Raw genomic sequence first — 22946 nt, 5'->3', positions numbered from 1 at the left:
TTTCACCTGCCTTTTTAAATGCTTCATTCAGATTTGGGAAGCTCTACGATGATTTCATGTTCACCATCCGTCTTGATCGGCACGCCTTCATCTGGTTTGCCGACCTTGCGGCCATTGAGCCTGATCACCTTGTCCTTGGCACCGGCGATCACCTTCACGCGATAGAGCGCTTCGCCGAAACGAAGTTCTGCTTCATAGCCCTCCCATTCCGGCGGCAAGGCCGGATCAAGATGCAAGCGATTGCCGCGTTTGGTAACGCCAAGAATACCCTCAGTCGCAACGCGGTAGAACCAGCCGGCAGACCCCGTATACCAGGTCCAGCCACCCTGTCCGCGCCGCGGCTCAACCGAATAGATATCGGCTGCAATCACATATGGCTCAACGCGATAAACATCCGGGTTGCGACCATGATTGACCGGGCTGATGAGCGAGAACAAACGCCATGCCTCAGCGGCCTTGCCCATGCGGGCGAGCGCCAGAATGGCCCATGTTGCACCATGGGTATACTGACCGCCATTCTCACGAACGCCCGGAGGATAGCCCTTGATGTAACCCGGCTCCTGCACCGTCTTGTCAAAAGGCGGCGTGAAGAGACGCAGCAATTCGCCCTGATCATCGAGCAGATATTTCTCAAGCGAAGCCATGGCCTGCTCGGACCGCTTTGGATCGGCAACGCCCGACAACACGCTCCACGACTGTGCAATGGCATCAATCTGGCATTCATCGCTGTCTTTTGAGCCAAGCGGCGCGCCATTGTCGAAAAAGCCACGACGATACCATTCACCATCCCAGCCATCGCGATCAAGCGCTTTGGTCAGGCTTTCAAGATGGTTCGCCCACGCTGTTGCGCGCATATCATTGCGCGACTGGGCAATCGGGATGAACTGCTTCAGCGTATAGGCAAGGAACCAGCCGAGCCACACACTCTCGCCCTCGCCCTTCACGCCGACAAGGTTCATGCCGTCGTTCCAGTCGCCGCCCAGCATCAGCGGCAAGCCATGCTTGCCGGTGCGTTTGATCGCCAGATCAAGCGCCAGCGCACAATGCTCGTAAAGACTTGCTGTCTGATCCGAGATTTCCGGCTCAAAGAAAGCATCATGTTCGCCCTCTTCCAGCTTGTGTCCCTCAAGGAAGGCCAGCTTTTCATCAAGAATCGCATCATCGCCCGTTGTTTGGACGTAAAGCGACGTGCCATAGCCGAGCCAGACCACATCATCCGAGATCAGCGTGCGGACACCCGCACCGGTTGCAGGCAGCCACCAATGCTGAACATCGCCTTCCGGGAACTGACGCGAAGCGGCATTGAGGATCTGCGCACGTGCCAGCGACGGATCGATCAGCAGAAGTGAGAGCGTATCCTGCAACTGATCACGGAAGCCAAACGCGCCGCTGGCCTGATAAAAGGCAGCGCGGGCCCAGATACGGCAGGCAATCGCCTGATAGGGCAACCAGCCATTGATCAGCAGGTCGAATGCTGGATCCGGTGTCTTGACCTGTACGCGGTCGAACAGACCTTCCCAATATCTGCGCGCGCCCTCAAGCTTGTCGTCAAACGAAGCCTTGCGGCTTTGTTCGACAAGCGCTTTTGCCTGCATCTGATCGGCAGCATTGCCGAGCAGGAAGACAATTTCACGGCTTTCACCCGAATTGACTTCAATATCGATGGCAAGCGCTGCACAAGGATCGCGCCCGGCTTCAACCGTGTTGGAAAGCGGCTTGCCTGCAAGCACGATTTCAGGGCGATCCACCGATCCGGTCGTGCCGATGAATTCGCCACGGTCAGCCGTTACCGTTTGCGGCTTTTCGCTCGCCGCAAAGAAGGCCACCTGACCGGACTTGTCCGGGTGATAAGGATTGCCTGCGAAGAGTGCGCCCAGTTCTTCATCCTGCGATGGAACGATGAACGGCACATTCTTGGAGCGGGCATTGCCCAGCACCCATTCAGCATAGCCATAAGCGCGCAGCTTACGCTTGGAACGGCCCTTATTGGTGATCGTCAGACGCGAAAGCCGGACAGGCTTTTCAGCATCGACAATATGGGTCAGTTCGAGTGCCAGTTCGCCATGCTGAGCGGCAAAAGTGCTGTAACCATGGCTGTGGCGCGCTTCATAGGTGACCGCCTCGTCGCGCAGCACATTGGCCGTTGGAGCAAAGCTGCGGCCCGTTTCACGGTCGAGAATATAGATTGCCTCGCCCGGACGGTTGGTGACCGGATCATTCGCCCATGGGGTGAGCTGATAATCGCGACTGTTGCCTGCCCATGTGAAAGCCGACCCCTCTGCCGAGACATGGAAGCCGAAATTCGGATTGGCGATCACGTTGATCCACGGATGCGGCGTGGTCGTGCGGTTGTTGATGCGCACAACATAGCTGCCGTCCTGCGCAAAGCCGCCATAGCCATTCCAGAACTCGAGATCATCGCCTGATGGAGCCGGCAGAGTGACTGGTTTCGGCTTTGCAACCAGACGACGCTCTTCTGAGCCGCGTTCAAGCGCAATCGGCCCAAGCCCCGCAGAACCAAGCCCCTGCTGTGCAGTGGCCGGTGTTTTGGCATCACTGCGTGCAGCCAAATCGACAGTGATTTCCTCACTGCGACGCAACTGCTCGGCAAGCGGACCGTTCTGCGCATGCATGACGATACGCGCAGAAGCCAGAAGTGTATTATAGCTTTCCTCGCTCATCTGATCGCGCCGCACCGCAAAGATATGCGGCAGACCGCCACCGCGTGCGCGGAAGCCTTCCACGATCCAGTCAATCGCACGTTGCGTATCCTGCGCATAGGAGAAGGCGCGTTCATTGACCGCAACCACATCAACGATAAGGCCCTTGCTGCGCCAGTATTCCTGTGCACGCAGCACGCCGCGCAACACATCAAGATCAACCTCGTTGTCGATGCGCAGGGCAAAGATCGGATAGTCACCCGAAATCGACATCGGCCAGAGGTTGGATTGCTTGCCAAGTCCGGCTGCAATGGTTTCCGGCGGCTGACGCAGATTGCGCTCCGGATAAAGCAGATAGGCGGCAACCTTCTGATAGTCAGCAGCTTCCGCAGGCTTGATACCGATATGATAAAGCTGAACCTGCGAGCTTGTCCATGAGAGTGAATATTCCCGCGCAAAGGTTTCTGGATGGCGATGCGTTGCCACCGCATGTTCAACCGCATCGCGGCTTCCACCCGCAAAGGTCCAGAAAACAAGGCTGACCTTTTTATGTGCCGGAACGCGGACACGTGTGCGCACCGATGCAATCGGATCAAGCACGCAGCCCTGACTTCCCGTAAACTTTGCACCTTCATCGAAGGCTGCCGCATCACGCAGCGAACGGCCCCGACCGATAAAGGCACGGCGATCGGTTTCGACTTCCGTTTCGCGGATAGAGCCCGAAAGATCGGTCACAAAATGCGCGACATGAATATCCGGGTCGGACGGCGCACGTTTACGGCGCTTGGCGTAGATGGTCGAACCGTTATCAGCGATTTCGGTTTCAACAAACATCTTGGCAAAGGCCGGATGCGCCGCATCGCTGTCGCTGTCGGTCAGCACCAGTTCCGCATAAGACGTGACCTCAATGATACGATCGCGCGCAGAGGTGTTGATGATGTCGAGCCTGCGGCCTTCACCATCGGATTCAGACGAGACAATCACTTCCATGACCGTCTTGATGTCGCCTGCGGTTTTGTAGAACTCAGCCTTGTCTTCCGTGAAGACAGTCTTGGTTTCTTCATCCGGGTTGCGCACAGGCTCGCCGGTTGCCGACCATGAATAGCCGCTTTCCATGTCACGCAGGAACAGGAATGTGCCCTGCAAGTCTTCCGAGGCATCGGCGTGGAAACGGGTGATGTCCCAATTGTGCCAGCGGCTGTAACCGGAACCGTTGGCCGTAACCATCAGCGCATATTGGCCGTTCGACATCATATGCGTTGTGCGCGGTGCCTTGAAAGGAACGTCGATGATGCGCATTGGCGCATCGTCGAAGCCGCCCGAATCCACACGCATCGGATTTTCGGTCTTTGCGTAGATCATCGGAATTTCGCGTGGTGCTTTTTCCTGCAACAGAAGTTCTGCTGCTTCGATCACTGGGTCGGAATGGAAGCGTTCCCGCATACGGCCTTCGAAAATCACATTGTTGACCGCGATAATGGCCATGCCGTGGTGGTGGGCATAGTAGTTTTTTACGACCGCATAGGTTTCACCTTCGCGAACACGCGACGGGGTGAAATCCACCGAATCGTGGAAACCATAACGGCCCAGTGCACCAAGCTTTTCCAGACGCTTCAGATTGGCAACCGCAGCCGCTGGCTGATATTGCGATGCAAGCAAGCTTGCGTAAGGCGCGATAACGGCGTTACGCGAAAGTCCACGCTGGAGACCCAGATTTGGCACGCCAAAATTGGAATACTGGTAGTTCATATGCGCATCCCGCGCATTGAACGCCGCTTCCGAAATGCCCCATGGCAGACCACGCGAGGTTGCATAATCAATCTGGCGCTGCACAACGAGCTTATTGGTCTGATCCAACAGGGAGCCAAGCGGTTCGGACATGACCAGCGGTGGCATCAGATATTCGAACATCGAGCCTGACCAGGAGAGCAGCGCGCCCTTCCAGCCAACAGGCACCAGAAGGCGACCGAGCTTGAACCAATGTTCAACAGGCACATCGCCCTTTGCAATCGCAAACAGGCTTGCAAGACGGGCTTCGGACGCCAGGAGATCGTAACAGCTTTCATCGAGTTCGTTTTCCTGAACGCGGAAACCGATCGACAACAAACGGCGTTCTTTGCGTTCGAGGAAGCCAAACTGCATATCGAATGCCAGCTGGCGCGAGCGCCCTGCGAGATCGCGCAGGCGCTCACGCAGCTCATCTGTGTTGCGATCGCCAACGGAATCATCCGTATGCGCCTTGCAGGTATCGACCAGAATATTGGCCCATTCCTTTGCCTCAGCGCTTGCTGGCGTTTCAATTTCACTATCGAGCTCTTCCATCAGGCGCACAATGTCCGTCGCAAAGAGCGACAGATTGATGGTGCGGAAGGAGGCTGTTTCCGGCTCGTCCTTGATGGTGCGCACCGCACGGCGGAAATTGGCAATCCGCTCTTCCAGACGACGACGCAGCGGGCGCAAAATCCGGCGATCATCCGGGATTTTTGCAATCGCTTCCTCAAGCACATCATTGACGTCGATAATGCCGTCGAGATCAGCCTGAAGATAAACCGAAGGCGCTTCCGCCCATTCTTCCAAAGCCGAAGAAAGCGTCACAAGATGACCGGCAAGATTGCCGCTATCCACGGCGGAGACATAAAGCGGACGCATCGGCGTCAGCGTGTTTGTCTCATACCAGTTATAGAGATGGCCCTGATATTTCTCCATCTTCTCAAGCGTCGTGACGGTGGCTTCAACGCGGTTCATCGTCTCGGCAAAGCCGATCCAGCCAAAGTCACGCGCGGCAATGACCGAGAGAAGATAAACGCCGATATTGGTAGGCGAGGTTCGCTGCGCGACAATCGGAGCCGGGTCTTCCTGAAAGTTATCCGGCGGAAGATGGTTGTTTTCCTCGTTGGCAAACTCAGCAAAATAGCGCCATGTGCGGCGTGCATAGCGGCGCAGATCAGCCTTATCGGAAGAGAGAACTTCCAGCGTATCCTGCGGCTTGGCCGAACGGCTCACAAGCCATGCGATCAGCGGCGATGCAAACCAGATCACCGCAAAGGGCGCGGCGATCATTGCCGCATGGCTTTGCGCGGCGAGCGGAAAGAAAATTGCAAGCCCTGCGATGACAATGGCTGGCCACATCAGCTGGAAATAGAACAAAAGCGTATCAGGCGATGACTTGGCCTGTGCAGCCGTGCGCCACTCCAGAAGATCACGGCGCGAGACAAACAAACGATAGATCGTGCGTGCAATCGCATCGGCCATCAGGAAAGCGGAATGGGCAATGAAGGTGGTGCGAAGCGCCACATCCGCAGTACCAAGAGCAATATCGGTGAGAACCGACTGCGCGTGGCCTTTGAGCGAATAGTCCATATTGGACGGAATGAGATTGGTGATGATGCCAAAGGTCGGCGCCACAAACATGCTGACGATCAGGAAGGCCTGCCAGACGGCAGCCGGTCCAATCGGCAGAATGCTCCACCCAACAACCGAAGCGATCAGCCAGAGGATAGGATTAAGCGACCGGCGCAGATTGTCGATCATCTTCCAGCGGGTAACGTTGCTGACGCCGCGGCTTGTCGAGAAAAGCCATGGCAGAAGCTGCCAGTCACCACGCGCCCATCGGTGATGACGCGACACGTCGACATTATAGCCGGTCGGATAATCTTCAACCACTTCAACATCGCTGACGAGTGCTGCACGCGCATAGCCGCCTTCCAGCAGATCGTGGCTGAGAAGCGTGTTTTCCGGCACACGGCCTTTCAACGCGGTTTCAAAAGCGTCGATGTCATACAGGCCTTTACCGGTGAAGCTGCCTTCACCCAGCAGATCCTGATAGGAATCAGAAACTGCAAAGACATAAGGATCGATGCCGCGATTGACCGAGAAGACACGTTGCAGGAACGAGGCTTCATCACCCGTTGTCAAAGATGGCGTCACGCGTGGCTGCAGGATGCCATAACCACGAACCACCTTACCGGTCTTTTCATCAAAGACGGGACGGTTGAGCGGATGGCTGAGCTTGCCAACCAGATTGGTCACGGATTCAGGCGTAAGCCGTGTATCCGCGTCCAGCGTCATGACAAATTTGACATCTTTCGGCAGGCGCTCATCAGGTGGGAAGAAGCTCGTATCCTGATCGCCGCGCAAAAGCAGGTTCAGCTCATGCAACTTGCCACGTTTGCGCTCCCAGCCCATCCAGCAGCTCTGCTTTTCGTTAAACAGACGGCGGCGATGCAGCAAGAAGAAACGCGGCTGTTCATTGCCGGTATAATGCTCATTGAGCTTGGCAATTTCATCGCGCGCATATTCGTAAATTTCCATATCAGCAGGTGTAATTTCCTGCTTGGCATCAACCCAGTCACTCACCAGTGCGAAATAGATTTCACCACGCGGATTGGTAAGATAGTGAACTTCAAGGTTACGGATCTGCTCGTCAATGGAATCGCGAGAATTGATCAGCGTCGGGACTGCAACAAGCGTGCGCGCCTCGACGGGAAGCCCTTCCTTATATTCAAAACCGATCAGACGCGTCGGCTGAACAAACCACGGCACCAGCGCATTGAACAGCGAATAGGACGCATCCATCGCCGGGAAAAGTGCCAGAAGCGTGAACAGCAAGCGCCAATCAGCCGAAAGCCCGGCCCTGCTCATGCAGTAATTGACGCCCAGCAGAATCAAAATCGTGAAAATGGCTGTCGGGATAAAGAAGCCCAAAAGGCCAAGATTGCGATAAAAGCGCAGGGCTTTGACGCCAAAGGGTGCTTTGTAGCCGCAGACCTTTTCAAGTTCTGTACGCCCTTCACCCGAAAGGTAATAGGCAATAGAACCTCTGCCTTCCTGCCCGTTTGCCTCTGGTCCGTTTGCCTTGCTTTCTTCTGCAAGTTTGAGCGCCGCCCAGGTGATGTCGATTTCGCTCATATTTGAAAAGCGCGCGAGCTTTTCAATTGTCACGCGATAGGCATTGCGCGAGCGGAAATCGAGCAGTTCGAAATCGCTGTGGTCGCGCAGGATCGCATCGACCTCGTTGACGGTTTCAAACCAGGTTTCCCAATCAATATCGTCAATGCGTTTCAGGCTGCTGATCGCATTGCCCATCGTCACGCCGCCGGTCGACTGGCGCGCATGTTCTTCAACGATGGCGTCCTCTGGATTGCTGCCCTCCTGCTCAAGAATATGCTCAAGCCAGCTGGCCGCAGCCGATGTATCGGTGGAAGCGCCGCGCAGACGATAGAGAAGATGGGTGGCAAAGGTACTGTCGCGTGCCGCCTGCGCATATTGTGCAAGAACCGTATCAAGCTCGTCGCCATTGGCGGCAACGACGATACGGTCTGCTGCGGTATTGGCAAGATTGCGCATATTGCGCGCACGATCCACACGCAGCGCCAACCGGCGTGCATTCTCGATCAGAAAATAGCGAACAGCGGATGGCAGCGCCCATAATTCACCGATTTTGAGCGGCTCAACCGTCTGAAAACCCTGAACCAGCGCGGTGAGTGATTTGAGCGAGAAATTGCTGTCGGTATGCGCGACATAGAGCCATGCCAGCGCAAAAATACGTGGCATGTCCTTAAATTTTTCATCGCGGGCGGCATAGGGTGGCAATTGCCGGATGAATTTGCGCGGGAGATCGCGGCGGGTTTGCTGGACCGTCTTGTCGATCTGATAATGATTATCGAGCAACCATTGCGCCGCCGGCGTGATGGTTTCGCCAGCGCGAGACGCCGCATCCGACGAGCGATAGGCATGCAGGATAAGCTTGCCATTTTCAGACAGGCGCTGATCGAACTCAAAAGACTGATAACCGGGTAATGCCAGTTCTTCACCACGTGCAACGGAGGCTGCGAGCTCACGCAGTTCATCCTCGCTTTTGTAAAGCGCACGTATCGGAGAAGGTTGTTCGGGCGGAATTTGATCCGAAGTCTTATGATCGGCAATGGACGAATGAGACGGCGAAGAAGACAATTCCGGCATGTGCCTTAACAGCCTTTCCGAAGGGAATGAGTGAAATGCGGCGGATGGATATTAGATTGAATTTCAATGCAGAAAAACGACAATATCCGTATTCGGTTCCCTGAATGTCGTCCTCATTTGACAAAAATGCGACGACAGTCTGTGGAGATATTCAAATCGTTTAGATCGCAACGCACAATTCTTTCCGAACATTAATGTTGCGTTATAAAATGAGCGGTTTCTACAACCCTAACATACTGAAAATAAGAATAATACCACTCTGAAGAATAGATTTCGAAAATGCTCTGCCGATGCTCTTTGTTTCTAAAATGAAAAAGACACCCGCCAATGCGGATGTCTGATGGGTAAAATCGGGGCGATACGCCTGAATTATGAATGGCCTTGAGCCAAAACCTCTGCTTTTTCATCCGCTTGAGATGCTCGGTCATGTCCGAAAATCCGCCAATAGCGCGGACGGAAAGCGATGCGGCTTTTTTCAGCCGCTGGATGTTCGGCCGGAATCTCGATCTCGACACGTTGACGCGCCCCGCCGATTTCAAGCTCGACCCGCCTTTTGCCCCCCGATCTTCGGCTGGCAATAACTGTGCCTGCGATGCAGCCCCCACAGCCATCGAGCAACTCGACATCATGCGGGCGGAAGAAGAGCTGTGCTTCGCCATCGTCCGCGCCATCAGCCACCAGTCCGATATTGCGATCCGCCAGCCAGACTTCCCCTTTTTCAATCCTTACCGGCAGCGTGCTGGATTCACCAATAAAGCCATAAACAAAAGGCGAGTTCGGCTGATCATAAACCTCATCCGGGGTACCGATCTGTTCAATCCGCCCCTGGCTCATCACCACCACGCGATCCGCAAGCTCCAGCGCTTCATCCTGATCATGCGTGACGAACACGGTCGTATGGCCGGTACGGTCATGAATTTCGCGTAGCCAGCGGCGCAATTCCTTACGCACCTGCGCGTCAAGTGCGCCAAAGGGTTCATCAAGCAGCAGAACCTTTGGCTCAATCGCCATGGCGCGGGCCAGAGCAACGCGCTGACGCTGCCCACCGGAAAGCTGCGTTGGATAGCGATTTTCCAGTCCCTTCAACTGCACCAGATCAAGCAATTCGAGTGCACGACGCCGGATCTCAGCGGAAGGCGGACGGGTGCTGCCGGGGCGGACCTTGAGGCCAAAACCGATATTCTCGGCGACCGTCATATGGCGAAACAGCGCATAATGCTGAAACACGAAGCCAACATTGCGCTCCTGCACGCTCTTATGCGAGGCGTCCTCATCACCAAAAAAAATCGCTCCTTCTGTGGGCCGTTCAAGACCGGCAATCAGACGCAACAAGGTTGTTTTGCCCGATCCGGACGGACCAAGCAAAGCAATCAGTTCACTCGAACGAATATCCAGCGACACGTTATGCAATGCCGGAAAGCGACCAAACTCTTTACGCACACCGGCGACACGAACTTCCATTCCCGATCCTTTCCCCTACCACCGACTGCTCAGCCAAAGCATGGGCGGCTTATTTTCTTTTGGACAATTTAGTTTTTAATGCCCGTTACTGCCAGCCAGTTCATCACCATAACGCATCTCCAGAAAAGCTTTGGCCGCCAAGGTCACAAGGGCAAGCAAGGCCAGCAGAGATGCAACCGCGAAAGCCGCAACGAAATTATATTCATTGTAGAGAATCTCGACATGCAGCGGCATGGTGTTGGTGAGGCCGCGGATGTGTCCTGACACCACCGAAACAGCGCCGAATTCGCCCATTGCGCGGGCATTACACAGCAAGACACCGTAGAGAAGGCCCCACTTGATATTGGGCAAAGTGACATAACGAAAGGTCTGCCAACCATTGGCGCCCAGCGAAATGGCTGCTTCTTCATCACCGCTTCCCTGCTCCTGCATCAGCGGAATAAGCTCGCGTGCCACAAACGGAAACGTCACAAAAAGCGTTGCCAGGACAATGCCCGGAACAGCAAACAGGATTTGAATATTATGGCTTTCAAGCCACGGCCCCAGCAAGCCGTGGCTTGCAAAAAGCAGCACAAAAACCAGACCCGAAATCACCGGTGATATCGAAAAAGGCAGATCGATCAGCGTTGTCAGAAGCGCCTTGCCTTTGAACTCATATTTGGCAATCGCCCATGCAGCCGCGACACCAAAAACCAGATTGACCGGAACAGAGATAACCGCAACGAACAATGTCAGCCGAATTGCGGCCCATGCATCGGGCTCCGCCAAGGCTGCCAGATATTCGCCCATGCCTTTACGGAAGGCTTCGACAAAAACGGCCACCACCGGCAGGATAAGAAACAGCAACAAAAAGATCAGCGCTATGCTGATCAGCACAATACGCGTTGGCAGGCTTTCGCTCACAGCGCTGCGCGCAGGAGAAACATGGTCACGCGCCATAGCCATACCTCTTTCTTGACCACGACTGGATCAGATTGATCAACAGCAGCATGGCAAATGAAAGTGCGAGCATCACAGTCGCAAGCGCCGTTGCACCGGCATAATCATATTCCTCCAACCGGATCACGATGAGCAGCGGAGCAATTTCCGAAACATAAGGCGTGTTGCCTGCTATGAAAATGACCGAGCCGTATTCGCCCACCCCGCGCGCGAAAGCCAGTGCAAAGCCAGTAAGAATTGCGGGCTGCAATGCGGGCAACAAAACCTGCCAGATCGTCTGAAAACGCGATGCGCCAAGCGTTGCCGCCGCCTCCTCGACCTCCCGGCTGATCTCTTCCATAATGGGCTGCACCGTGCGCACCACAAATGGCAGCCCGATGAAAATCAGCGCCACAACGATGCCGGCACGGGTGAAAGCAATGCGAATGTCGAAAGGCGCCAGCAGACTGCCAATCCAGCCATTGGGCGCATAGATTGAAGCGAGCGCGATACCGGCAACGGCTGTGGGAAGCGCGAAGGGAATATCAACGATTGCATCGATAAACCTGCGACCAAAAAAACGATAGCGCACGAGAACCCATGCGAGAATAACACCGAAAATCACATTAATGACTGCAGCAATGAAAGCGGTGCCAAAGCTGGTTTCAAGTGCCTTTAACGTGCGTTCATCGGTGATGATCCGCCAGAAGCCGGCAAAGCCAACATCTGTTGAGCGCAGCACGAGGGCTGCAAGCGGAATGAGAATGAGGAGAGTCAAATAGGCGACACTAAAACCGAACGTCAGTCCGAAGCCCGGAACAACGCTCGGTTTTCTGAAATGCCACCCTGCTCTGACCCGTGCAGGGTGCGAAGACATCAATATTTGCTCCCTTTTATTGGTCTTTCTCAGCAATCACTGCCCTGACAGAGGCTCATTTACCCGGTTTGTAAATCTGGTCAAAAGTACCACCATCGCCAAAGTGATAAGGCTGCGCCTTGGCCCAACCGCCGAAAACCGGGTCGTCAATCGTTACAAGGTCGAGCTTCGGAAAATCACGTTTCTGGTCAGCAGGCACAATATCCGGCTCGGATGGACGATAGAAATGCTTGGAGGCAAGGGCCTGACCTTCCGGTGAATAGAGATATTCGAGATAGGCCTGCGCAACCTTACGGGTTCCATTGTCATCAGCATTTTTGTCAACCAGCGCCACCGGTGGTTCTGCCAGAATAGACTGCGGCGGCACCACAATATCAAAGGCATTGTCGCCGAATTCAGCGATGGAAAGATAGGCCTCATTTTCCCAGGCCAGCAAAACATCACCCAACTGACGCTGCACAAAGGTTGTGGTCGAACCACGCGCACCCGTATCAAGCACCGGGACATGGCGGAAAAGTTCGCCGATATATTCCCTTATCCTGGCTTCATCGCCGCCATATTCCTTATTGGCCCATGCCCATGCAGCGAGATAATTCCAGCGTGCACCGCCCGAGGTCTTCGGATTGGGCGTGATGACTTCAACCCCGTCTTTGACCAGATCGCCCCAATCCTTGAGGCCCTTCGGGTTTCCCTTGCGCACGAGAAAAACAATCGTCGATGTATAAGGCGAAGAATTATGCGGAAGGCGCTTGCGCCAATCCTTGTCGATTTTGCCGGAATGTTCGACAATTGCGTCAATATCGCTTTCCAGTGCAAGGGTGACAACGTCCGCTTTCACGCCATCAATAACGGAACGTGCCTGCTTGCCCGAACCACCATGCGAAACACGGATGGTCAGGTTTTCGCCTGTCTGCTCTTTCCAATGCTTCGCAAAAGCCGCGTTGTAATCCTTATAAAGCTCCCGCGTCGGATCATAGGACACATTGAGCAATGTCTGATCGGCGTGACCGACCTGAATAGTTCCGGCAATACCCGCCGTTGCTAAAAAAGCTGCAAGCGTGAATGAGACTCTCGATATTTTCATGACCACCTCTCCGCGTTTCATTGACCTGAGAGTATCAGAGGTCTTTGCACACAGGATGCCATAAGCTTTCTCTTATTTGAAAGCACTTCGAAAATTATAAGCTATGATAATGAAATATGCGGAATTAAATTTTCACCCGATTTCTCAAATAACCGAATTCCGGGGAAAGAATTATCAATTTCAGGATGAAGCGGCAGATTTAAAAGTGGGACCCGGATTAGGATTGCGGGGGCAAATTAACTCCGGGCCCCGGCCGATCTAACGACCAGCACATGAAGAACGGCCAAGTGTAAATTAGGTTCCCGTAAAAAATTGAAATTCTTTGTTTTTTCTGCCAGACCTTTCATAACGCTTTACGAAACAGAGGTCATTATGCTGAGAAAATCTCGCAATACAGGCATCGTTCTTGCTCTGAGCGCACTCGCATCAAGCCCCGCTCTGGCCCAGACAATCAGCCGGGATTCGGTCATTCGGACGGATTATGTCTGTGAACGCGGGGTCGTGGTGCCTGTCACCTATATTCATGCGGGCGAAGAGCCTGCTTTTGCCGTCATTGACGTTGAAGGCAAAATGGTTGCTCTGCAATGGCATAATGCGCTCAGGAAATATGTCGCAATGGACGAGCAGGACAGCTATCGCTGGGCTGAAAAAGATGGACGGGCCATTCTCACCCATCTGGAGGCGGACGATTCGGCCAAAGAAATCACGCTGCTTTCAGCCTGCCGCGCGGATGATGGTGCGCAATAGAAACGTTCCGGCAAACCTATAAAGGTGCGCTCATCATCATGGCACGAGGTAATGCTTGTCCCACTGAGACTGCGGAACCTCCTCACCAATGTGATAATCAAATGAAACGACATTGATGTGCTCATCATCCGTTTTGCAAACGAATGAGAGCTTGTACCAATGCTCGCGGCTGCGAAAAGCAGCGCCATCCGCTTTGATCATATTTTTTGAGGCAACAGGGTCAGAAAAGGCATAGGCCAGCACCTTATCGACCGAAAGCTTTCTTTTATCCTTGCTGATGCGTTCCATCGCCTCGACATCGCAACGCTGCTCAAGACGCGTTGCAGGGTCAAGCCTTTCAAGTTGTGCTTTTTCCAGCGCCGTCATTGCCATGGACGGCGTACTCAAAGAGGCGGCAACACTCATGATAAAAAATGACGAAAAGCGAAAAGGAAAATTCGAAATCAGAGCGGATAAAAATTGCATTGGCTTACGCATAACTCGCTTTGCGGGAGTGTAAAAAACGCTTCTAACACATAATCTGCGTCAGATTTTTGATCATCACAGCAAGTTTATCCGGTTTTCACAGCAAGAATTTCAAACGCCACAACGCTCAGGAAATTCTATCTTCAAACAAAGTCCGATCTCGACCGGCCTCTTTGGCTTCATAAAGAACCTTATCAGCGCGCTCCACCGCCCGCCAGAAATCGTCTTTATGCCCCAGTCTGACCACTCCAAAACTGCACGTCAGGCTCGTATCCTTTGACAGGCGCGAGAAAACGCGTGTCTTGACGCTTCTCCGAATGCTCTCGACCAGCTCAAACGCCGCCTCACTCGGCATATCCTCAAGGCAGATGACAAATTCCTCGCCGCCGATACGCGCCGTCAGATGACGATCAGTACAATAGGACCTTAAAATAGCTGCGAACTCTGTGAGCACTGTGTCCCCCGTCGCGTGTCCATAAATATCGTTGATCGTTTTGAAATAATCGATGTCGCAGGCGACAACCCAGCCAGAAAAGCGACCGCGCTCCAGCGCGTTCATCCCTGTTTCAAGCCCACGGCGGTTTAAAAGCCCGGTCAGCGGATCAGTATCCCGTTCATAAACCAGTTCTCTGAACCGATCAGCCCCCGCTGCCGCAAATAGCACCAGACCGGCAATGACACCCGCAACAGCGGTTGAAAAAACAGTCCATTGCCAGAATGGCGTAAAAGCAAAGTCAGCTGCCGTGTCATCACCGACAATGGAATGCGCGGTCAGCAGTGTTCGGGGAAAAAACTGCACCGCAACCAAAAACAGCATTCCCAGAATGAGCTGGTCAGCGACAGAGCCCCGCGCCAATCCGCGCAAGTACCAGACAAAGGTCAAAATCATGCATGCGAGGCCAAAATTCACAACGTAAATGCGATTGATCGCATTGGGCTGCACGTAGAGAAAATAAACAACGCCACCGACAATCAGACCAAAACTGACAATCCCGAACCACAGCGGCAAACGGCGCGCGGACCTGAGAAGAATGCCCTGCCCGCCCGATAAAGTGCCGACCACATATATTGTGGTGGTCAACAGCGTGTTGACACCATCATCTGCCGGTATATCGACAAGCTGGGAAAGCATGGCCAGGCCGATGCAGAAAAAGCATAATGCACACCATAAGAGATGGCGGCGCAGCTTATCCATTGCACCGACAACCACAAAGGCCAGTGAAAACAGCATTAAAACGGCTGGGAGTACATAAAGCATGTAATGATTATCTTATTTCCACTTTAGCGGTGTCTTATCGCCTTCATTGATTAAAAACACAATTCTGTAAATTAAACCTGCGATAGAAACACCGTTTGCATACGGGAAACGCTCTTGATTTCGCGTATCCGCCCGTGCTTGAAACAGCCAAAGATAATGGCCAATTTAGCTCTATGGCCGCTGACCGCCATATGGCGAAAGGAACAGATATGAAGCCCGTTTTCCTGCAACTGCAATGCGCCCCCGGCAAGACCTATGAGGTTGCGGACACGCTCTATCAGCGTGAGATTGTTTCGGAACTCTATTCGACGAGCGGCGAATATGATCTGCTCGCCAAGATCTACGTAAAAGAAGGCGACGACATCGGCAAATTCATCAATGAAAATGTGCTCGATATTCCCAATATTGTGCGTTCGCTCACGACCCTGACCTTCACTGCTTTCTAAAGTGAGCTAAATCGGGCTGCCCTGCCTGAAATAAAGATTTGATTCACCATTAATCCATTATCCTGATCCTTCAGGGAACCTCTTTGTGTGCCTGAGCATTGACTCTGCGACAACCCACACTGGGTTTAGAGCAAACAGAAATCGATAGCGACAGTGGAAAGATCATGGATAATCTTGAACATAGGCGGGTACTGGTCGTGGAGGACGAAATTTTCGTCGCTCTCGACGTTGCCGCCACTGTGGAAGATGCCCAGGGCACTGTTATCGGCCCTGTGGGCACCGTAAAACAAGCCATAGACCTCATCAATAAGCAGGAAGTGGACGCCGCCATTCTCGACGTCAACCTTGCGGATGGTGATTTGGAGCCTATTCTGGACAGACTAAAGAGCCGCAACGTTTTTGTCGTGGTTCATACAGGTGGAGGACTGCCCACGCATCTTGCTGCGCGCTATCCTGATGTGCCGGTGTTTCGAAAACCCGTGCCACCCTACGTGCTGACGAGGACGCTGGCCTACGCATTTTCTTCTGAAGTGATGCAGCGCTGACGATGCGGCACAGTTTTCCCGACTTTGCAACCGTGCTGAGAGAAACGAAAGCCTAAGGCGACAACCACAATCACGCGCACCGACTCTGCGCATGTCGCTTTGGCCGTTTTTTTCAGCCGGTTTTAGTTTCGCCTCTCCTGTCTCGACGTCGGGCTCATTTAGAGCGAAAACATCGGCTCTTTTTGACCTGCACGTTTTTCAAAGCAGTGCATGAAAACCGTCAATGCGTTGATTGACAGCGCCTTGGCGGAAGCAACGAGCGGCGTTTAAGAAATTTCCTTACGTTTAAAGCGTAAAATCTTTTGCATTATATCAACAATATGCTAAGTTGGGGCGGTCGGTGTCGGCAATTATGATTGCACGCCTGAACATTTCCGCTGAATGCGATGTGCTTGAAAATAGCGCACCAGTGCAGGCGCTGGGGCAATTTGCGCTTTGCGTAGAGCGGGTGATTCTGGCATACCGACGACCAAATTAGAACAGTTCCTAAAAGGTTTGAAAATGCCTCCTTATCGTTCGCGTACTACCACCCACGGCCGCAATATGGCTGGCGCGCGCGGCCTATGGCGCGCCACCGGCATGAAGGATGAGGATTTTGGCAAGCCAATCATTGCCGTGGTGAACTCGTTCACCCAGTTCGTGCCGGGCCATGTGCATCTGAAAGATTTGGGCCAGCTGGTTGCCCGTGAAATCGAAAGCGCTGGTGGCGTTGCGAAAGAATTCAACACCATTGCGGTCGATGACGGCATCGCCATGGGTCATGACGGCATGCTCTATTCGCTGCCATCGCGCGAGCTGATCGCCGACTCGGTGGAATATATGGTCAATGCCCATTGTGCCGATGCGATGGTGTGCATTTCCAACTGCGACAAGATCACGCCCGGCATGCTGATGGCCTCGCTGCGCCTCAATATTCCGGTCGTTTTCGTTTCCGGCGGTCCGATGGAAGCTGGCAAGGTCGTGTGGGACGATCAGGTCAAGAAGCTCGACCTCGTGGACGCCATGGTTGCTGCCGCCGATGACCACTATACCGACGATCAGGTCAAGGCGATTGAGCGCTCTGCCTGCCCAACCTGTGGCTCATGCTCGGGCATGTTCACCGCCAATTCGATGAACTGCCTCACAGAAGCACTTGGCCTGTCGCTGCCGGGCAATGGTTCGACGCTCGCAACCCATGCCGACCGCAAGCGCCTGTTTGTGGAAGCCGGTCATCTGGTTGTCGATCTCGCGCGCCGTTATTATGAGCAGAACGACGACAGCGTCCTGCCGCGCTCGATTGCAAGCGTCCCGGCTTTTGAAAACGCCATGACGCTTGATATTGCCATGGGCGGATCGACCAATACGGTCCTGCATCTTCTGGCGGCTGCACAGGAAGCCGAAATCGACTTCACCATGGCCGATATTGACCGTCTGTCGCGCCGCGTGCCGGTTCTTTGTAAGGTCGCGCCTGCCAACAATACGGTTCACATGGAAGATGTGCATCGTGCAGGCGGCATTATGGGCATTCTCGGCCAGCTCGACAAGGCAGGGCTGATCAATACCGATCTGCCGACCATCCATAGTGAAACCATGGGCAAGGCGCTCGATCATTGGGACGTGACGCGCACCAACAGTGAAATGGTGCACAAGTTCTATTCGGCGGCCCCCGGCGGCGTGCCGACACAGGTTGCATTCAGCCAGGAACGCCGCTTTGACAGCGTTGATACGAACCGTGAAACGGGCGTTATCCGTTCGAGAGAACATGCGTTTAGTCAGGATGGCGGTCTGGCCGTGCTTTACGGCAATCTGGCTGAAGACGGCTGCATCGTGAAGACGGCAGGCGTGGATGATTCCATTCTGAAATTCTCCGGCCCTGCCCGCATCTTCGAAAGCCAGGATTCTGCCGTGCTCGGTATCCTGAACGGCAAGATCAAGGCTGGCGACATTGTGCTGATCCGCTATGAAGGTCCGCGCGGCGGTCCGGGTATGCAGGAAATGCTCTACCCAACCAGCTACCTGAAATCGAAGGGCCTCGGTAAGGCTTGCGCGCTGGTCACTGACGGACGTTTTTCGGGCGGCTCTTCGGGTCTTTCAATTGGTCACGTTTCGCCGGAAGCAGCCGAAGGCGGCACGATCGGTCTGGTGCGCGAAGGCGATATTATCGATATCGACATTCCAAACCGCAAAATCCATCTGGCTGTTGATGATGCAACGCTGGCGGAACGCCGCGCCGAGCAGGATGCATCCGGCTGGAAGCCGCTTGAAGAGCGCAAGCGCAAGGTTTCAACCGCGCTCAAAGCTTACGCTTCCATGGCAACGAGTGCTGCCAAGGGCGCGGTGCGGAAATTGCCGGATTGATTGAAAATTCAGATGCAGTAATCAAACCCTTCCTTCATGCGGGGAGGGGGTGATTCTTGGACGGCTTCTCCGGTAAAATATTCAAGTCCGTTTTTAGGATTTAGATAAAATAATGGCCGCTCCAAAAAAGCATCATTTTCTTCCCGTTTTTTACCTCAAACAATGGACTGGAGAAGCAGATACCCTTGTTGAGTTCAGCAGACCTTACGGTAACGTTGTAAAGCCGCGACGAGTTCACCCCGCAGCTACGGGCTATATCTATCGTTTGTATGCTATTGACGGCCTCCCAGACGAAGCTGCGCAGAAAATTGAAACAGAATTTTTGTCCCCTATCGACAGCCGAGCTGCTGAAGCGCAAAAACTATTATTATCTAAACAATCGCTTTCCCCAGCCCAGCGACATGCTTGGGCTCAATTTATCGCAACTTTGATGTTGAGAATGCCGGATGACATTTTAAATTTTAAGGCATCGTTGCACGATCTCTACAAGTCTATCATACCTGAATTCGAAACAGTATATAATACTATTCGACGCGCTTCGGATAATCAATTCGATCAAATTAGTACTGAGATAATCGCGTCTGCGCCTCAGAAAGCCATGCTTAAATTACCAGAGATAATGTCCAACAAAAGAATAATCGATGGAATTCTCAAAATGAAATGGTTCGTACTTTATGTACGTAACTATGATTTTATCACTTCAGATAGACCCGTTATTTTCGATACACCTTTTAATAATTCTCAAGGCTGGTTGGCCTGCCCGATTTCGCCCCATCATTTATTTTTTGCGTATCAAAGTGAGGATACAGCTAATCAATTAAGAGCAGCTCCTTTACAGACCGTCCGACTCAAATTTAATAATTTGTTCGCCCTATCGAGTAAAAGGCTCGCTTATGCTATTAATGATCAGCACTTAAGATTTATTCAAAAACGGATGAACTCAATAGACAAATTCAGTTTATCTAATAAATTCAGGGAAACCTTTGATAATCACATCCCATCATTAAAAGAAGCCTTCTCAAAAGCCAATGATAACGAATTTGCTCGCGAACTACACGGACACGAGCCTTTTTAATCAGCTTTAAAAGCCCTCGCCACCGCAGGCATCAAATCGTTCTTGACCGACTCCGGCGTAAACGGCCCGACATGCTTGTAAACGATCTTACCGTCTGCATCGACGAGGAAGGTTTCCGGCACGCCGTAGACCCCCCATTCAATGGCGGAGCGTCCCGCGCGGTCTGCGCCCACGGCAGCAAAGGGATTGCCGAGATCGCCAAGAAAACGGCGGGCGTTTTCGGGTTGGTCCTTGTAATTGAGGCCAACCACACGAATGCGCTTGTCCTTGGCGATTTCCATCAAAAGCGGATGCTCCTGACGGCATGGTACGCACCATGATCCCCAGACATTGACGAGCGTGAGCTTGCCCCCAGGGCCCGTTTTGAAATCTTCGCTGTTGAGCCCCGGCACGGGCGCACCATCGCGCAGAAGGCCTTCGACGGGCGGAAGATTGGTTGGCGGTGCCTGTCTGCCAATCAAGGCCGAAGGAATGGTCGTATTGTCTTTGCCGGATAAAAGCTGCACGGCAAAGATCGCGGCAAGGCCAACGAAGATTAGCAAAGGCAGCAGCGCCACCAATATGCGGGGCTTTTTAGCGGTATCGGCTTCACTCATTGCGCAGAACTCTTTGCCGAGCGGCGGCGCACGCCTTGCGCTTCAAGCCGTTTGATCTCATTTTTCTGAATGCGCTGATCGATCAGTATCCAGCCAATCGTGATGGCGAGGGCTGCGGCGGCGATGCCATAGGAGATCGCCACATAAGCGAAATGGCTCATTGCGTTGCCTCCTGTGCTTCCACACGCACTTTTTTCATACGGCTGCGATCTGCATTGCGGGCTGCAAGCTTTTTCATCATAGCCACGCGACGACGCCAGATTTCATTGCGCATCGCCATCATGTGCAATGTGAGAAACAGCAGCGTGAAGCCGATCGCCATCACAAAAAGCGGCCGCAGCATAGAGCCGTCAATCGTCGGACCATCCATGCGGAAAACCGAAGCGGGTTGATGCAATGTGTTCCACCAGTCGACCGAGAATTTGATAATCGGAATATTGATAAAACCAACCAGTGTGAGGACGGCGACGGACTTTGCACTTTTGGCCGGATCATCCATGGCGCGCGACAGCGCAATAATGCCGAGATACATCAAAAACAGCACGAACACGGAAGTTAATCGCGCATCCCACACCCACCATGTGCCCCACATCGGCTTGCCCCAGAGCGAGCCGGTTGCAAGTGCAAGCGCTGTGAACACCGCGCCCAAGGGAGCCGCTGCGCGGATTGAGACATCCGCCAGCGGATGGCGCCAGACCAGCGTCCCCAGGGCCGAGATTGCCATGATCGAATAGCACATCATCGAAAGCCAGGCGAAAGGCACATGGATATACATGATGCGGACAGTCAGACCCTGCTGATAATCATCCGGCGACAGAAAAACCATATAAAGCCCGGCTGCCAGAAACAGCCCGGCAAAGCCTCCAAGCCACGGCAGAACCTTACCCGCAAAAGCGAGAAAGCGGGTCGGGTTTGCCAGATCGAGCCAGCTTTGGGTTTTCATCATGTCATTCGTCATGGCCTATACTTATACCTGACGCGATATGCCGTTCAATTGACCGTAATCAACTGCGTCAATCCGCCGAGCCTGATCTTATCCGAAAACGGATTCCCACTTTTCGGGATCACATTATTTTCGAGCATGATCTTATCCGAAAACCGGTTCCCACTTTTCGGGATCATGCTCAATCCGCCGAACTTTTTAAAGATGCAGCAGCTGCCAACGGCCCTAAAACAGCAAAAAACAAAGTCAGCGCACACAGAATCAGAAACGGCGCAAAGAATGGGGCCACAGCATCGGTCGCGCCATATGAAGCCGAGACACCGAAAATCAGCACCGGAATGGTCAGCGGCAGCACGATCACCGAAACCAGCAAGCCGCCGCGCGGAAGCGCCACCGCCAATGCCGCACCGACTGCGCCGATGAAAGCAATGGCTGGCGTTCCGACCAGAAGTGTCAGCGCAGTTGCAGCGGTTGCGGTCATATCCATATTCATGAACAGCCCCAACATGGGTGACGCAATGACCAGCGGCAAAACGCTCGCCACCCAATGGGCAAGACATTTCACAAAGACTGTAAAAGCCAGCATATGGCGGTCTGCACCAATCAGCAGCAGATCAAGCGAGCCATCTTCTCGGTCCGCCTGAAACAGCCGGTCGAGGCCAAGAAGTGTTGCCAGCAAAGCGCCGATCCATAACATGGCCGGACCAATGCGCGAGAGCAGATTAAGATCAGGGCCGACACCAAACGGCATCACTGAAATGACAGCCAGAAAGAACAAAATCCCGATCAGTGCGCCGCCACCGGCACGAAAACCCAAACGCAAATCTCTGATAAACAGTGCTCCCATCACGCCACCTCGGGCGCATAGGCGGCCATGTCGAGCGATTTGATCCCCGTCAGACCAAGCGGAATATGCGTTGCGGCAATCACCATGCCGCCCTCACGCCTGTGATCGCGCATCAGTTCTGCAAAGCGCGCCTCGGATGCCTTGTCGAGACCGGCGGTCGGCTCATCGACAATCCAGACCGGGCGATGACTGATCAGCAGTTTGGCAATGGAAACACGGCGCTTCTGCCCGGTTGACAGATAGCCAAAAGGCAGATGGTCAACGCCCGGCAGATCGACTGCCTCCAGTGCCTCTTCAATATCGAAGCGTGCAGCACCATTAAATTTTTGCCAGAACAAAAGATTCTCGCGCACGCTCAAAGCGGGCTTCATTGCATTGAGATGGCCAAGATAATGGCAAGCAGCGCGCACTGGCATCGAAACAGTGTCTTCGTAGAGCGCAATGGTGCCGTTTTCCGGCGCCAGAAGACCACAGATGATTCGCAGCAATGTCGATTTTCCAGAGCCGTTCGGGCCGGTGACAATAAGTGCTTCACCCGACGACAAGTCAAATGAAAGGCCTGCGAAGATCGTCTCGCCCGCGCGCTCACCTGCCAGATTTTCGGCTTTGAGCCGCATTCTCTCTCCTCAGCCCCTTCTGGCAACGTCTAAAAGGGGCTATCGCAACATTTCGCCGCAAGGGGGCAAATTCACGAAATTCAGTCTGGAATCGTTTTAGGAAACTCTC

The 22946-nt window shown here is 53.6% G+C and carries 17 protein-coding genes; 5 read left to right on the top strand and 12 right to left on the bottom strand.

Features of this window, described 5'->3' with window-relative positions:
- Window positions 1-23 precede the first annotated feature (23 nt).
- The 5 genes from OPR82_RS01880 to OPR82_RS01860 form a co-directional block, all read right to left on the bottom strand.
- Complete coding sequence (locus OPR82_RS01880) at window positions 24-8621, bottom strand: GH36-type glycosyl hydrolase domain-containing protein (protein ID WP_265982684.1); 8598 nt, start codon at window positions 8619-8621, stop codon at window positions 24-26.
- A gap of 369 nt (window positions 8622-8990) precedes the next feature.
- The gene (locus OPR82_RS01875; protein ID WP_265982683.1) at window positions 8991-10082 is read right to left on the bottom strand and encodes a sulfate/molybdate ABC transporter ATP-binding protein; all 1092 of its coding nucleotides are present in this window, start codon (window positions 10080-10082) and stop codon (window positions 8991-8993) included.
- A 75-nt stretch (window positions 10083-10157) separates the two neighbouring features.
- Entirely contained in the window at window positions 10158-11021 is an 864-nt protein-coding gene (gene cysW / locus OPR82_RS01870; protein WP_265983818.1) for a sulfate ABC transporter permease subunit CysW, read from the bottom strand.
- On the bottom strand, window positions 11011-11877 hold the full coding sequence (gene cysT / locus OPR82_RS01865) for a sulfate ABC transporter permease subunit CysT (RefSeq protein WP_265982682.1): 867 nt from the start codon (window positions 11875-11877) through the stop codon (window positions 11011-11013). The genes cysW and cysT overlap by 11 nt, the downstream gene beginning before the upstream one ends.
- A gap of 55 nt (window positions 11878-11932) precedes the next feature.
- Complete coding sequence (locus OPR82_RS01860; RefSeq protein ID WP_265982681.1) at window positions 11933-12961, bottom strand: sulfate ABC transporter substrate-binding protein; 1029 nt, start codon at window positions 12959-12961, stop codon at window positions 11933-11935.
- 372 nt (window positions 12962-13333) lie between these two features.
- On the opposite strand from OPR82_RS01860, the gene OPR82_RS01855 reads away from it, so the two are divergent.
- Window positions 13334-13708 carry a lysozyme inhibitor gene (locus OPR82_RS01855; protein WP_323054526.1) on the top strand — a complete coding sequence of 125 codons (375 nt, stop codon included), beginning with the start codon at window positions 13334-13336 and terminating at the stop codon, window positions 13706-13708.
- 36 nt (window positions 13709-13744) lie between these two features.
- Here OPR82_RS01855 and OPR82_RS01850 read toward each other — a convergent pair whose 3' ends face one another.
- Both OPR82_RS01850 and OPR82_RS01845 read right to left on the bottom strand, forming a co-directional pair.
- Window positions 13745-14113 carry a DUF930 domain-containing protein gene (locus OPR82_RS01850; RefSeq protein WP_265983817.1) on the bottom strand — a complete coding sequence of 123 codons (369 nt, stop codon included), beginning with the start codon at window positions 14111-14113 and terminating at the stop codon, window positions 13745-13747.
- A 187-nt stretch (window positions 14114-14300) separates the two neighbouring features.
- Entirely contained in the window at window positions 14301-15431 is a 1131-nt protein-coding gene (locus tag OPR82_RS01845) for a GGDEF domain-containing protein (protein ID WP_265982680.1), read from the bottom strand.
- 209 nt (window positions 15432-15640) lie between these two features.
- Here OPR82_RS01845 and OPR82_RS01840 point away from each other — a divergent pair, with 209 nt between their 5' ends.
- From OPR82_RS01840 to OPR82_RS01825, 4 genes are all read left to right on the top strand, one after another.
- On the top strand, window positions 15641-15877 hold the full coding sequence (locus OPR82_RS01840; RefSeq protein WP_265982679.1) for an Lrp/AsnC ligand binding domain-containing protein: 237 nt from the start codon (window positions 15641-15643) through the stop codon (window positions 15875-15877).
- A 164-nt stretch (window positions 15878-16041) separates the two neighbouring features.
- The gene (locus OPR82_RS01835; protein ID WP_265982678.1) at window positions 16042-16422 is read left to right on the top strand and encodes a response regulator; all 381 of its coding nucleotides are present in this window, start codon (window positions 16042-16044) and stop codon (window positions 16420-16422) included.
- Between the two features lie 501 nt (window positions 16423-16923).
- Window positions 16924-18759: a dihydroxy-acid dehydratase gene (gene ilvD, locus OPR82_RS01830; protein ID WP_265982677.1), complete on the top strand. Its 1836-nt coding sequence runs from the start codon at window positions 16924-16926 to the stop codon at window positions 18757-18759.
- Window positions 18760-18871: 112 nt separating this feature from the next.
- A complete protein-coding gene (locus OPR82_RS01825; RefSeq protein ID WP_265982676.1) occupies window positions 18872-19834 on the top strand; it encodes a DUF4238 domain-containing protein in 963 nt (320 codons plus the stop codon).
- On the opposite strand, the gene OPR82_RS01820 is transcribed toward OPR82_RS01825, so the two are convergent.
- The 5 genes from OPR82_RS01820 to ccmA form a co-directional block, all read right to left on the bottom strand.
- Window positions 19831-20430 carry a DsbE family thiol:disulfide interchange protein gene (locus OPR82_RS01820; RefSeq protein ID WP_265982675.1) on the bottom strand — a complete coding sequence of 200 codons (600 nt, stop codon included), beginning with the start codon at window positions 20428-20430 and terminating at the stop codon, window positions 19831-19833. The two genes, OPR82_RS01825 and OPR82_RS01820, sit on opposite strands and share 4 nt — an antisense overlap.
- Window positions 20427-20591: a heme exporter protein CcmD gene (gene ccmD / locus OPR82_RS01815; RefSeq protein ID WP_265982674.1), complete on the bottom strand. Its 165-nt coding sequence runs from the start codon at window positions 20589-20591 to the stop codon at window positions 20427-20429. The genes OPR82_RS01820 and ccmD overlap by 4 nt, the downstream gene beginning before the upstream one ends.
- Window positions 20588-21388 (bottom strand): heme ABC transporter permease, encoded by an 801-nt coding sequence (locus OPR82_RS01810; protein WP_265982673.1) that lies wholly within the window; start codon window positions 21386-21388, stop codon window positions 20588-20590. Before OPR82_RS01810 ends, ccmD begins: the two co-directional genes overlap by 4 nt.
- A 166-nt stretch (window positions 21389-21554) precedes the next feature.
- Window positions 21555-22220, bottom strand: a complete 666-nt coding sequence (gene ccmB, locus OPR82_RS01805) for a heme exporter protein CcmB (RefSeq protein WP_265982672.1) — start codon at window positions 22218-22220, stop codon at window positions 21555-21557.
- Window positions 22220-22837, bottom strand: a complete 618-nt coding sequence (ccmA, locus tag OPR82_RS01800) for a heme ABC exporter ATP-binding protein CcmA (protein ID WP_265982671.1) — start codon at window positions 22835-22837, stop codon at window positions 22220-22222. Before ccmA ends, ccmB begins: the two co-directional genes overlap by 1 nt.
- Window positions 22838-22946 lie beyond the last annotated feature (109 nt).

Origin of the sequence: Ochrobactrum chromiisoli, from assembly GCF_026241335.1 — a bacterium.
Classification (GTDB): Bacteria; Pseudomonadota; Alphaproteobacteria; order Rhizobiales; family Rhizobiaceae; genus Brucella; species Brucella chromiisoli.
This window is presented reverse-complemented; position numbering and strand designations above follow the sequence as displayed.